Origin of the sequence: Pseudomonas flavescens (genome assembly GCF_013408425.1) — a bacterium.
Taxonomy (GTDB): Bacteria; Pseudomonadota; Gammaproteobacteria; order Pseudomonadales; family Pseudomonadaceae; genus Aquipseudomonas; species Aquipseudomonas fulva_A.
The window spans coordinates 897,186-909,539 of record NZ_JACBYV010000001.1 but is presented as its reverse complement, the minus strand read 5'-3'; the positions used below and the strand labels follow the sequence as shown (position 1 = coordinate 909,539).

Below are 12,354 nucleotides of genomic sequence, written 5' to 3'. Positions count from 1 at the left end.
TTCCACCATTACGATGGCAGACGGCACCCTGAGCGGGACCGCCCGTATCGGGTTACCCATGGACGACGGATGAAAAGAGCGCCAGCTACCCACCCCGATCCACCCTGCGGGAGACGGTCCGGGGCGGCGCGTACCAGCCCCTACGAAAAACGGCGCTCGAGTGCGCCGTTCTGTTTTGCCGGATGCCTTACTGGGCCGGGCAAGCGGCGGGTGCGCTGCACTGGCCTGATGCGGCGCCTTGCTTGCCGATTACGGTGAAGCGCTTGTCGTCGGGGGCGATGCGTTGGGCGCAATGGCGGGCACTGGTGGCCTCCGCTTTGCAGCCGCGTTCGTCGAGCACCTGGGACAGGTTGAACCAGCCTGCAGCGAAGTCCGGCTGGCGGCTGACGCTTTCGCGAAGCGCTGCTTCGGCGCCACGCAGGTCACCGCCGGCGTAACGGCTGTTGGCCAGGGCGAACCAGCCGACGGCCTGTTCCGGCCAGCGCTGGGTGGCAGTGCGGTAGGCGTGCTGGGCGACGTCCTTGCGGCCGACCTCTTCCAGATCCGCAGCAGCCTTGAGCCAGGTGGTCGGCTCGGCGGTGGCCGGCAAGGTGTCTGGCGGCATGGTCACCACGGCCCAGCGGCTGCCGCGCGCCCAGGTCTTGTCGAAGGCGGCGAAATCGGTCACCCAGCGGCGGGTGGTGCCGGAACGCAAGATCAGCGTCTGCTCGCGACGGTCATAGCCCACCAGCACCGCGAAGTGCCATTGCGGGTACCAGTCGAAGCCCAGGTTCTGCAGCACTAGCACCGGGTTGCCAGCGGCCACTTCGGCGAGCAGCGCATCGAGTTTGGGCTTGAGCGGATAGACGAGCAGATCGTGAGAACGCGCTGCCGCGACCATCTCCACTTGCAGGCTGCCTTCGCGGCCAGGGATGTAGACCTGGTCCTGCAGGAAGCCGGGAGTGGTCAGCACACCGCGCTGGTTGAGCATGGTCGCCAGAGCGGCGGGCCCACACTGGTAGGCGGTCTGCGGATAGAAGGGAACGCTGCTGAGCTCGACCCGCTCAGGCAGGCGCTGGGCCTCCGGTGAAAGTACCGGAGACCTGGCGCATGCACTGAGCAGGACGATCAGAAGTGAAGCGAGGAGCGGTCTTAGCGATTTATGCATTTCACGAAACTGAAGAGGTCTGTGGCGCAGAGCATATCGGTGATGATGAAGATCACCAAGAACAACACGATGATGCCGACCACACCCGCACCAGCCGGGGCTTCGGAGAGCTGAGCATTGAATTGCGACAGTTCGGCGCTGGTCAGGTTGTTGATGCGGTTTTCCACCTGATCACGCTCGACGCCCATGGCGAGCAGCTTTTCCTTGACCTGTTGATCGTCGAGCATCGACAGCAGTTGCTGACGGTCGACCTGCTGTTGCTGCTCGGTGAGCACCTCACCCGTACCGATCATCGCGGCATTGGCGAGTGGAACCTGGGCGATCATCAGGACATGGAACACTGCCAACATCGCAGCCAGACGACGAAAGAACGGGGATTTGGTCATTTTGGTATCTCCTTATCAACCATCATCCTAGACCCCTGTGGCATTCGGCCAGTTCCACCTATATCTGCGGCCACCTCGGCAGGCGCTGCAGCCCAGGCATACCGGGCGCTGCAGCCTCGCCGCGCGGCGCCGAAAAACGCCCCGAAAACCAGCGCATTTCATGCCATTGCGCGTGCCCGATGACTCAGAGCGTCTGGCCCAGCTCGCTGCTCAGGTAGTCGCGGCGCAACTATGTTCTGCATGAAACGCGGTTCTTACGCACAAGTCCACGGCACTTACTGGCTCGCGAATCCAGCGCAACAACGCCCAGGCATCGCTGTCAGCTACAGACAGCTGTTCATTCAACAGGAGACTTACATGCCACAGATTCCCGCCCTCGGCCTCGGCACCTTCCGCCTCAAGGACCAGCAGGTGATCGACTCGGTACGCACCGGCCTGGAGCTCGGCTACCGACACATCGACACCGCGCAGATCTACGGCAACGAAGCCGAAGTGGGCCAGGCCATCGCCGAAAGCGGTGTGCCGCGCAGCGAGCTGTTCGTCACCACCAAGATCTGGACCGACAACCTGGGCGCCGACAGGCTGATCCCCAGCCTGGAGGAAAGCCTGCGCAAGCTGCGCCTCGATCAGGTCGACCTGACCCTGATCCACTGGCCCTCGCCCAATGACGACCTGCAGGTAGCCGAATACATGGCCGCCCTGCTGGAGGCCAAGGCCGCTGGCCTGACCGCGCTGATCGGCGTGTCCAACTTCACCAACGCGCACCTGCAACAGGCGATGGAGGTAGTGGGCGCCGACCAGATCGCCACTCACCAGGTGGAGATCCACCCCTTCCTGCAGAACCGCAAGGTGGTGGCGTTCGCCCAGGAACACGGCGTGCACCTGACCGCCTACATGCCCCTGGCCTATGGCAAGGTGATGACCGACCCGGTGATCCATGACATCGCCGCCAAACACGCCGCCAACCCGGCACAGATCGCTCTGGCCTGGGCACTGCAGCAGGGCTTCGCGGTGATTCCGTCGTCCACCAAACGGGCCAATCTGGAAAGCAACCTGGGTGCACTGAAGCTGACGCTCAGCGAGCAGGACATGGCAGCCATCGCCAAGCTGGAGCGCGGTGAACGACTGGCCAACCCGGGCTTCGCTCCGCACTGGGATTAGAAGTCGACCTTACCCCTGCCCGCCTTGATCGCCCCGCGCTTGGCCTTGCCTTCCAGCCGACGCTTCTTGGAGCCGAGGGTAGGCTTGGTGGGGCGGCGGGCCTTTTCGGTCTTGCCTGCGGAGCGGATCAGCTCCGCCAGGCGCTGCAAAGCGTCGGCGCGGTTCTGTTCCTGGGTGCGATATTGCTGGGCCTTGATGATCACCACGCCATCGGCAGTGATGCGGCTGTCACGCAGGGCCAGCAGCCGCTCCTTGTAGAACGGCGGCAATGACGACGCCTGGCTGTCGAAACGCAGGTGCATGGCGCTGGACACCTTGTTGACGTTCTGCCCGCCTGCACCCTGTGCGCGGATGGCAGTGAGTTCGACTTCGTCGTCAGGCAGATGGATGCTGTTGGAAATGACCAGCATGGGGTGCCTTGTTCTGAATGGGCGTGCAGGATAGCCCGCCAGACGCCCGCACGGCTGAAACCTTTGCTTGAAATTTGCCGATACAAGGTGCGAGGCGCTCAAGTAACGTAGTCGACCGCGCAGGCATTTCAGAGAAGACCATGGACTCGATTACCCAAGCCGTACTCGGCGCCAGCATTCAGGGCGCCCTGCTGGGGCGCTGGCAGGGGCGCAAGGCGCTGCTTTATGGTGCCGTGCTGGGCACCTTGCCGGATCTGGACGTGATCATCGACTACGGCGACTCGGTGGCGGCGATGACCTATCACCGCGGTTTCAGTCATTCGCTGTTCGTGCTCAGCGGCTTCGCCCTACTGCTGACCTGGCTGATACGACAGTGGCGACCCCATCCCGGCTATTCGGCCCAGCGGCTGTTCCTGGCAATCTGGCTGGTACTGATCACCCATCCGCTGCTCGACGCCTTCACCAGTTACGGTACGCAACTGCTCTGGCCGCTGGCGCCCACACCGGCGGCCTGGTCGAGCATCTTCATCATCGACCCGATCTACAGCCTGCCGCTGCTTGGCGCGGTGATCTATGGGCTGATCAGCGGCCTGAAGGATCGGGCCAACCCAGTGGTCAACTGGGCGCTGGGGTTTTCCACCCTGTATCTGGCTTCGACCCTGGGCGGCAAATACATGGCCGAGCACCGGGTGGAGCAGGAGCTGGCCCGTCAAGGCATCGAAGCCGAAGCCATCTTCAGCTCGCCGACGCCGTTCAATACGCTGTTGTGGCGGGTCATCGTGATCGAGGGCGAGGACTACCACGAGGCGTTGGTCGGTTGGTTCGACGGCGCGCCACCGGTGCTGGAGCGCATGCCTCGCGGGGCCGCATTGGGCGAGGCGCTGGACAATTCGCCAGCCCATCAACGCTTGAAGTGGTTCACCAATGACGTGCTGCGTTACGACCGCCTTGGCAATCATCTGGTGGTCACCGACATCCGCCTGGGCATGACCGGCTTCCACCCGTTCCGTTTCGACTTCGCCCACCGCCAGGGCGATGCCTGGCAGGTGCAGTCGTTCATCGAGCGCTGGCCCTCGGAGCGCGGCGACATGCAGCGCCTGGCCTTGCTCTGGCAGCGCATCTGGCAGCCCTCGACGCCCGTCCCACTGGCGCTCTGGGCCAGCGAGCTGAGCCAGCATCCGCAAGGCGAGAGCTCACCACCCGATACCGACCTGGCGCCAGGCCGCAAAGCAGCCAGCTCCGCGAACGACAAGAAAGACCCGGCGCTGTGAACCCTAGCCTGGGTCGAGCGAAGCGGTACCCGGGAAGCCCTTTCCCGGGTATCCCGACCTCAGGTTCGGAACTGCCGCACCAGGCCCTGTAGCTCGACGCCAAGACGCGCCAGTTCGGCGCTCGAGCTGGCGGTCTGCTGGCTGGCGCTGGCGCTCTGTTCGCCGATATCGCGTACTCGGGTCACGCTCTCGCTGATGGTTTCCGCCACGGCGCTTTGCTCTTCGGCGGCGGCGGCGATCTGCTGATTCATCTGTTCGATGGTGCTCACCGCCTGGGTGATGCGACCGAGTGCATCACCGGCCTCCCCTGCCAGGCTCACGGTGCGCTGGGTCAGGACACGGCTGCCTTCCATCTGCGCCGAGGCGCCACCGGCCAGGCGCTGCAGGTTGGCGATCAGGTTTTCGATTTCCTGGGTCGAGTCATGGGTACGTCGTGCCAGGGCACGCACTTCATCGGCCACCACGGCGAAACCGCGGCCCTGGTCACCGGCACGGGCCGCTTCGATGGCGGCGTTGAGCGCCAGCAGGTTGGTCTGCTCGGCGACCGCGCGGATCACTTCCAGCACGCTGCCGATGCGCCCGCTTTCCTGATTCAGCTCCTGCATGGCTTCAGCCGACTGCTCGACCTCCTGGGCCAGCTTGCCGATCTGGCTGATGGCCTGCTGCACCACCTGATTGCCCTGCTGGGCTTCGCGATCCGCGTCGGCCGCGGCCAGGGAGGCCTGCTCGGCGTTCTGCGCCACTTCCTGCACGGTGGCGGCCATCTGGTGCATGGCGGTGGCGGTCTGCTCGGTTTCGACCTTCTGGGTCTGCACGCCAGCGCTGGTCTGCGCGGTGATCGCCGAGAGCTGCTCGGCTGCCGCGGCGATCTGCCCAACCCCACCGCCAATCCGCCCGACCAGATCGCGCAGGCTGCGGGTCATACCCTGCATGGCCTCGAGCAACTGGCCGAGTTCGTCATGGCGGTCCTGAGGCAGATCCTGGCTGAGGTCACCACCGGCGATGCGCTGGGCGAAGGCCACGGTCTGGCGCAGCGGTGCGACGATGGAACGGCTGATGCTCAGCGCCGCGAACAGGCCGATCAACACGGCCGCGCCGCCCATGCTGCCGAGCAGCAACATGGCGCTGCGGCTGTCATCGTTCATGCTCTGCTCTTCGATGTTCTTGGCCTGTTCGGCCAGCGCAAGCACCTGATCGGCCTGCTGGAGCATGGCGGCATCACTGGCCTTGCTCTGTTCGTAGAGCTGCTGGAAATTGGTGAACGCCTGCTGGTAGGTGCCAAGCGCCAGCAGGGCGGCCTCGATCGCGCGCTTCTGATCGTCGTTGAGCCACACCATCAGGCCGCTGGCCGATGATTGCAGGTCGTAACTGACGAAGTTCCAGTCTTCCAGCGCAGCCGGCGAGCCATCGATGATGAACTGGCTTTCGTGGCCGCGCAGTTCGAGCATGCGCTTGCTGAGGTTGGAGGCGGTTTCCGCCAGGGTCAGCGGGTCGCTGCCGCGCAGTTGGTCGCCGGCCAGGCGCAATTCACGCACGGCGTCGTACATGCCCAGCTCGATCATCTCGAACTGACTACGCGCTTCCTGGGCCGCTTCGCCCATCTGGGTACGGGCTTCGCTGGCGCGAGCCTGCTGCTGCACGCTGGCGTCGAACTGCTGAAGATAGTCCGCGGTGGCGGTGTCCATGGCCTGCAGACGTTCACGTTCGGCGGGGGTGGCACTGGCTATCTGCTCGGCCAGGCCGGCACGCACCTTGGCGAGCTGCTCACGCATGCGCTGCGCATCGGCTTCGCTGTGGCTGATGGCGTAATCGCGCTCCATGCGCCGCGCACCGAGTATCTGCGCGTCGATGGTCGACAGCCCGAGGGACTGGGCGTGCCCCGTCATCACCGCCTGCACGGCGACGAAACCACTGCCGGTCACGGCAACGGTCAGCAACAGCACCAGGCCAAAGCCCATCAGAAGTTTCTTGCCTACGGAAAGGTCGACGAACAGTCGAGTGGCAGAATGCAACATCCTAAGCGGCTCCATTTATTTTTATAGATTGCAGTGCTCGAGCGCCGTCATGGCGACGCTACTCATGGCTCCAGAAAGGTCATCGGCCAACGGGCAAAAACCCTTAGCAAAAAGACAGCGCCATTAATTTGCCACTATACCTGCAGGTTCACTGAGAGGTTTGCTGTAGCGCAACAAAAGGTTGCAGCGCGGCAGCAGATGGCACAAATGACACCCGCAGCCTTGCACTGCGGGTGTTGCGGGTAGCCAGGCGGCTACCGAGCGAGCCGACGCTGGCGCAGCTGGAAGCAGCCCCAGATGAACAGCAGCCAGAACGGGATGGCGAACACCGACATGCGAATGCCCGGAATGAACAGCATCACGCCAAGGATGAACAGCACGAACGCCAGGCACAGGTAGTTGGCGAAGGGAAACCAGAAGGCGTTGAACGACGGTTCGACGCCCTTGGCCTGCATGGCCTTGCGGAATTTGATGTGGGCCAGGCTGATCATCGCCCAGTTGATCACCAGCGCGGCGACCACCAGGGACATCAGCAGCTCCAGGGCGCTCTTGGGTACCAGATAGTTGACCACCACGCAGACCAGCGTGAAGGCCGCCGAGAAGAAGATCGCCAGCACCGGCACACCGCGCTTGTCGACCTTGAGCAGCGCTTTGGGCGCATTGCCCTGCTCTGCCAGGCCGTAGAGCATGCGGCTGTTGCAGTACACGCCACTGTTGTAGACCGACAACGCCGCGGTGAGCACCACGAAGTTGAGGATGTGCGCAGCGGTGTCGCTGCCGATCAGCGAGAAGATCTGCACGAAGGGGCTGCTGCCGTAGGAGTCGCCACCGGCGGTGAGAGTCGCCACCAGATCGTCCCAGGGATGCAGCGACAGCAGCACGGTCAGCGCGCCGATGTAGAAGATCAGGATGCGATAGACCACCTGGTTGATCGCCTTGGGGATCACCGTTCGCGGCTGATCGGCTTCGGCCGCGGTGATGCCCACCAGCTCCAGGCCGCCGAACGAGAACATGATGATGGCCATCATCATCACCAGCCCCGAAATGCCGTTGGGGAAGAAGCCGCCGTGGCTCCACAGGTTGCTCACCGATGCCTGCTCGCCGCCTGCGCCGCTGAACAGCAGGTAGCAGCCGAGCAGGATCATGCCGATGATCGCCACCACCTTGATGATAGAGAACCAGAACTCGGCCTCGCCGAACACCCGCACATTGGTCAGGTTGATGGCATTGATGGCGACGAAGAACACCGCCGCGGTGGCCCAGGTCGGCACCTCCGGCCACCAGTACTGCACGTACTTGCCCACTGCGGTGAGCTCGGCCATGCCGACCAGCACGTAGAGCACCCAGTAGTTCCAGCCCGACAGGAAGCCCGCGAACGGCCCCCAGTAGGCATGGGCGAAGTGGCTGAAGGAGCCGGCCACGGGCTCTTCGACGATCATTTCGCCGAGCTGGCGCATGATCAGGAAGGCGATGAAACCGCCGATGGCGTAGCCGAGGATCATCGATGGCCCGGCCGACGCCATGACCCCGGCCGAGCCGAGGAACAGACCGGTACCGATGGCGCCACCCAGGGCGATCAATTGAATATGGCGGTTCTTCAGGCCGCGCTTGAGCGGGCCTGTCTGGAGCATTTCGCTTGGCATCTGTCACCTGTGGGTGATCGACCGTGACGGGATCGAACCCGCTCGGCTCGTGGCCTGGCGGAATGGCTTGGTTTTCTCGTCGATCACTGCGCGTCGGGCTGGGCATCCGGTGCGGCTTGCCGGAATGCCTCGAGGGCCTCACAGCGTGCGGTCAGAGCGAGGATGCGAGGATACGCATCGAGGTCACAGTCGAAACGGCGCGCATTGTACACCTGTGGAACCAAACAGGCTTCCAGATAGCCGGGCCGCTTGCCCAGGGAAAATGTTTCACCGTACGCCACCAGATCCTGTTCCACGGCAGCCAGGCCCTGAGCCACCCAGTGCCGGTACCAGGCGCTTCGCCCCTCTTCGGAGACGCCCAGTTCACGCCCGAGGTACTGCAGCACCCGCAGGTTGTCGAGCGCATGCACCTCGCAGGCGATGTGCAGCGCCAGCGCCCTGATCGCCGCGCGCTGCGCCGGTTCGCCAGGCAGTATCGCCGGCACCGGGAAGATCTCCTCGAGGTATTCGAGAATCGCCAGCGACTGGGCGATCCGCACCCCGCCGTTCTCCTCGTCCACCAGCAGCGGCACCAGGCCCTGGGGGTTCAGCGCCCGGTAGGCATCGCCGTGCTGCTCCCCGCCCTCGCGAACCAGATGCACCGGCACCTGCCGGTAAGCGATGCCCTTCAGGTTCAGTGCAATACGCACCCGGTAAGCAGCGCTGGAGCGCCAGTAGGAATACAACGTCAACATACAGCCTCCACATCTGTAGAAGCCCCGTCCCCCGGGGCGAATCGTGCAGCCAGCGCAGATGATGCGCTAAGGCCGCAATCGCTTCGCGCCGAGGGCGACGCTCCTACGCGACCCGCAAATACCTTGCCGCCAACCCCATACCCGTAGGAGCCCCGCCCCCGGGGCGAATCTTGCAGCCAGCACAGATCATGCGAAGGCCGCAACCGCTTCGCGCCGAGGGCGACGCGCCTGCACAAACCAGGCTCCTGGCTAGCGGTAGCGTTCGACCTGCTGGTCGATGGCGCCGAAGATGCTCGCACCAGCGGCGTCGAACATCTCGATGCGCACCCGATCACCGAACTTGAGGAACGGGGTTTTCGCCTCGCCGTGCTCGATCACCTCCAGCATGCGCTTCTCGGCCAGGCAGCTGGAACCGGCACTGCGGTCGTAATTGGAAACGGTCCCCGAACCGATGAGGGTGCCGCTGCCCAGGGGGCGGGTACGGGCGGCGTGGGCAATCAGCGTGGGGAAGTCGAAGGTCATGTCGGTGCCGGCGTCGGGCTGGCCGAACAGCTGGTCGTTGATATGCGACACCAGTGGCCGATGCACCCGCCCCTCGCGCCAGCTCTCGCCCAGCTCGTCCGGGGTGACCGCCACTGGTGAGAAGCTCGACGACGGCTTGCTCTGGTAGAAGCCGAAGCCCTTGGCCAGCTCGCCGGGAATCAGGTTGCGCAGCGACACGTCGTTGACCAGCAGCAGCAACTGCACATGCCCGAGCGCCTGGGCAGGCGTGACGCCCATCGGCACGTCGTCGGTGATTATCGCCAGTTCGGCTTCCAGATCGATACCCCAGGCTTCGTCACCCAGACGGATCGGCGCGTGGGGCGGGATGAAGGCATCCGCGCCACCCTGGTACATCAGCGGCTCGTGCCAAAACGACTCGGGCATCTCGGCACCGCGGGCCTTGCGCACCAGCTCGACATGATTGACGTAGGCACTGCCATCGGCCCAGTGATAGGCGCGTGGCAGCGGGCTGTGGCAATCGCGCTGGTCGAAGTCGAACGCGGCAGTCTCCAGACCATCATTGAGGCGCTGGTAGACCGCCTCCAGTTGCGGCCGCATGTTCGCCCATCGATCCAGGGCGGCCTGCAGCGTGTGGGCGATCTGTGGCACGCGAACGGCACGTGACAGATCGCGGGAGACGACCACCAGCACGCCATCACGGCCCTGGTTCAGTGATGCCAGTTTCATCAGGACTCCTTGCCCGGCGCACGCCAGGAATTCACGTACTCGGCAACGTCCACCGCAGCAGCGGCGTCAGCCACTTCCAGGGCGCGGCGCGTATCGATCATCACCGCCACCTCATCGGTGAAGGTGGCTGGGTCGGTCTGCGCCTTCTTCAGGGCCTTGGGGTGCGGGCCATGGGGGAAGCCGCAGGGGTGCAGGGTGACCATCCCGGCTTCGATGTTGTCACGGCTGAAGAAATTGCCGCGGTGATAGAACAGCACTTCGTCGTAGTCATCGTTGTTGTGGAAGAACGGCACCTTAAGTGCGCCGGGGTCGGATTCCACCGGCCGCGGTGTGAAGGTGCAGACCACGAAGCCGTTGGCCACGAAGGTGGTGTGTACCGACGGTGGCAGGTGGTAACGATGGCTCACCAGGGGCCGGATATCGCGCCAGTTGAGGCGCACCACGGTGTTGTCGCCGTGCCAGCCCACCGCATCCAGAGGGTTGTAGGGGTAGGTCACGGTGCTGATCTGGTTGCGCCGCTTGATGCGGATCTGCCAGGTGCGCTCGTCCTGCTGGGCCTTGAAGGCCTCATCGATATGCGGATGATCGAGCACGGCCGGATCGAAGATCGCCTGGGGCCCGAGCAGCCCCTTGTCGGGCAGTTGGTAGGCGCCATCGGTGTTTTCGATCAGCAGGAAATGGCTGGGCGCTGTCGGCTCGATGCGCCAGGCAGTGCCACGGGGAATCACCAGGTAATCGCCATCGCGGTACTCCAGGTGCCCGAAATCACAGTAGAAGTGCCCCGCGCCGTCATGCACGAACAGCAGTTCATCGCCATCGCTGTTGCGCACCAGGTGGCTCATGGCGCCGGCGGTCTTCCACACGCGCAAGCGAATGTCGGCGTTATGCAGGGTCAGCGGCGCCTGCAGCGGGCAGTCGTGCTCGCTGGCAATCCGGTTGAAGTCGAAGGCATGGGGCCGCAATGGGCCCTGCCAGTCGACCCAGCCGGTGGGCGGGTGCTTGTGATGCAGGTGGGTCACGGGGCCGAAGAAACCCTCGCGGCCCATTTCCCGCTCGTAGGTCTCGGCGGGCAGGTCACAGTGAGCCTGGCGCGAGTGCTCGCCTTCACGCAGGGGAAAGCTGATCCATTTGCGGCTCATGGCTTCACTCCTCGCTGATCACACCACGGCGCAGTTGATCCTCTTCGATGGATTCGAACAGGGCCTTGAAATTACCCTCGCCGAAGCCCTGATTGCCCTTGCGCTGAATGATCTCGAAGAAGATCGGACCGATCACCGTATTGGTGAAGATCTGCAGCAGGATGCCGTCGTCACCTGGCGCGCCATCGATCAGCAGGTTCAGGTCGTGCAGCACGTCCAACGGCTCGCCATGCCCGGCCACGCGCTGGTCGACCTTATCGTAATAGGTGTCCGGCGTGCTCATGAACGCCACGCCGTTGGCCTGCAGCTTGCGCACGGTGGCATAGATGTCGTCGGTGGACAGCGCGATATGCTGGATGCCCTCACCATGGTACTCGCGGATGAATTCCTCGATCTGCGACTTGTCGTCCGCGGACTCGTTGATGGGGATGCGGATCTTGCCGCAGGGCGCGGTCATGGCCCGGGAGACCAGACCGGTGAGCTTGCCTTCGATATCGAAGTAACGGATCTCGCGAAACCCGGCGATGCGCTCGTAGAAGCCCGACCAGACGTCCATCTGCCCGCGTTTCACGTTATGGGTGAGGTGGTCGATCATCTGCAGGCCCACGGCGTTGTCGTCCGGCCCGCGACCTTCGATGAACTCGAAATCCACGTCGTAGATGCTGTGCTCGCCATAGCGGTCGACCAGATACAGCAACGAGCCGCCGATGCCCTCGACGCAGGGAATGTTCAGCTCACCGAAGTTGGCATGGCTGCCGACCAGGGTAGCGCCCTGCTCCTTCACATAGGCGGCAGCCTGGGCGGCGTTGCGAACCCGGAAGGCCATGGCACAGGCGCTCGGCCCGTGCTTCTCGGCGAAGGCATGTACATGGCCGGTCGGGCTGCCATTGAGGACGAAATTGACGCCGTGCTGCTGGAACAGCCAGACCTGCTTGCTGCGGTGCCTGGCCGTCTCGGTGAAGCCCATGGCGGTGAACAGCTGACGCAGCTGCTCGATGCCTTCCGGAGTAGGGGCGGTGAATTCGACGAACTCGAAACCGTCGGTTCCGATGGGGTTGTGCTGTTCGATTCTGGACACGGCGTTCATGGGTTGTCCTCGTTGTCGTTATGGCTCCATGACAGTCGAGGCCGGTGTTAGGGGCAAGGCCCTCGGATGGGTGCGAGGTGACCTTAGGTCGTGGCCGTGGCAACGGATCGATACATCGGAAGGCCCCGCCA

The 12,354-nt window shown here is 64.0% G+C and carries 11 protein-coding genes; 2 read left to right on the top strand and 9 right to left on the bottom strand.

Going from position 1 to position 12,354, the window contains the following annotated elements; translation table 11 throughout:
* Positions 1-187: 187 nt before the first annotated feature.
* Both FHR27_RS03920 and FHR27_RS03915 read right to left on the bottom strand, forming a co-directional pair.
* Positions 188-1,147, bottom strand: coding sequence for a PA2778 family cysteine peptidase (locus FHR27_RS03920; RefSeq protein ID WP_179537844.1), 960 nt, complete (start codon positions 1,145-1,147; stop codon positions 188-190).
* Positions 1,132-1,533: a PA2779 family protein gene (locus tag FHR27_RS03915; RefSeq protein WP_042552865.1), complete on the bottom strand. Its 402-nt coding sequence runs from the start codon at positions 1,531-1,533 to the stop codon at positions 1,132-1,134. The genes FHR27_RS03920 and FHR27_RS03915 overlap by 16 nt, the downstream gene beginning before the upstream one ends.
* Positions 1,534-1,890: 357 nt before the next feature.
* On the opposite strand from FHR27_RS03915, the gene dkgB reads away from it, so the two are divergent.
* On the top strand, positions 1,891-2,694 hold the full coding sequence (gene dkgB / locus FHR27_RS03910) for a 2,5-didehydrogluconate reductase DkgB (protein ID WP_179537843.1): 804 nt from the start codon (positions 1,891-1,893) through the stop codon (positions 2,692-2,694).
* Here the strand turns inward: dkgB and arfB are convergent.
* On the bottom strand, positions 2,691-3,104 hold the full coding sequence (arfB, locus tag FHR27_RS03905) for an alternative ribosome rescue aminoacyl-tRNA hydrolase ArfB (RefSeq protein WP_179537842.1): 414 nt from the start codon (positions 3,102-3,104) through the stop codon (positions 2,691-2,693). The genes dkgB and arfB overlap by 4 nt on opposite strands.
* A gap of 140 nt (positions 3,105-3,244) precedes the next feature.
* On the opposite strand from arfB, the gene FHR27_RS03900 reads away from it, so the two are divergent.
* Positions 3,245-4,375, top strand: coding sequence for a metal-dependent hydrolase (locus FHR27_RS03900; RefSeq protein ID WP_179537841.1), 1,131 nt, complete (start codon positions 3,245-3,247; stop codon positions 4,373-4,375).
* Positions 4,376-4,434: 59 nt separating this feature from the next.
* Here FHR27_RS03900 and FHR27_RS27420 read toward each other — a convergent pair whose 3' ends face one another.
* From FHR27_RS27420 to hppD, 6 genes are all read right to left on the bottom strand, one after another.
* The gene (locus tag FHR27_RS27420) at positions 4,435-6,390 is read right to left on the bottom strand and encodes a methyl-accepting chemotaxis protein (protein ID WP_179537840.1); all 1,956 of its coding nucleotides are present in this window, start codon (positions 6,388-6,390) and stop codon (positions 4,435-4,437) included.
* Positions 6,391-6,644: 254 nt separating this feature from the next.
* On the bottom strand, positions 6,645-8,033 hold the full coding sequence (locus FHR27_RS03890; RefSeq protein ID WP_179537839.1) for an amino acid permease: 1,389 nt from the start codon (positions 8,031-8,033) through the stop codon (positions 6,645-6,647).
* 83 nt (positions 8,034-8,116) lie between these two features.
* Positions 8,117-8,767 (bottom strand): maleylacetoacetate isomerase, encoded by a 651-nt coding sequence (gene maiA, locus FHR27_RS03885; RefSeq protein WP_179537838.1) that lies wholly within the window; start codon positions 8,765-8,767, stop codon positions 8,117-8,119.
* A 249-nt stretch (positions 8,768-9,016) separates the two neighbouring features.
* Positions 9,017-9,997: a fumarylacetoacetate hydrolase family protein gene (locus tag FHR27_RS03880; RefSeq protein WP_179537837.1), complete on the bottom strand. Its 981-nt coding sequence runs from the start codon at positions 9,995-9,997 to the stop codon at positions 9,017-9,019.
* Positions 9,997-11,136: a homogentisate 1,2-dioxygenase gene (locus FHR27_RS03875; RefSeq protein ID WP_179537836.1), complete on the bottom strand. Its 1,140-nt coding sequence runs from the start codon at positions 11,134-11,136 to the stop codon at positions 9,997-9,999. The genes FHR27_RS03880 and FHR27_RS03875 overlap by 1 nt, the downstream gene beginning before the upstream one ends.
* A gap of 4 nt (positions 11,137-11,140) precedes the next feature.
* A complete protein-coding gene (gene hppD / locus FHR27_RS03870) occupies positions 11,141-12,223 on the bottom strand; it encodes a 4-hydroxyphenylpyruvate dioxygenase (protein ID WP_179537835.1) in 1,083 nt (360 codons plus the stop codon).
* Positions 12,224-12,354: the final 131 nt, after the last annotated feature.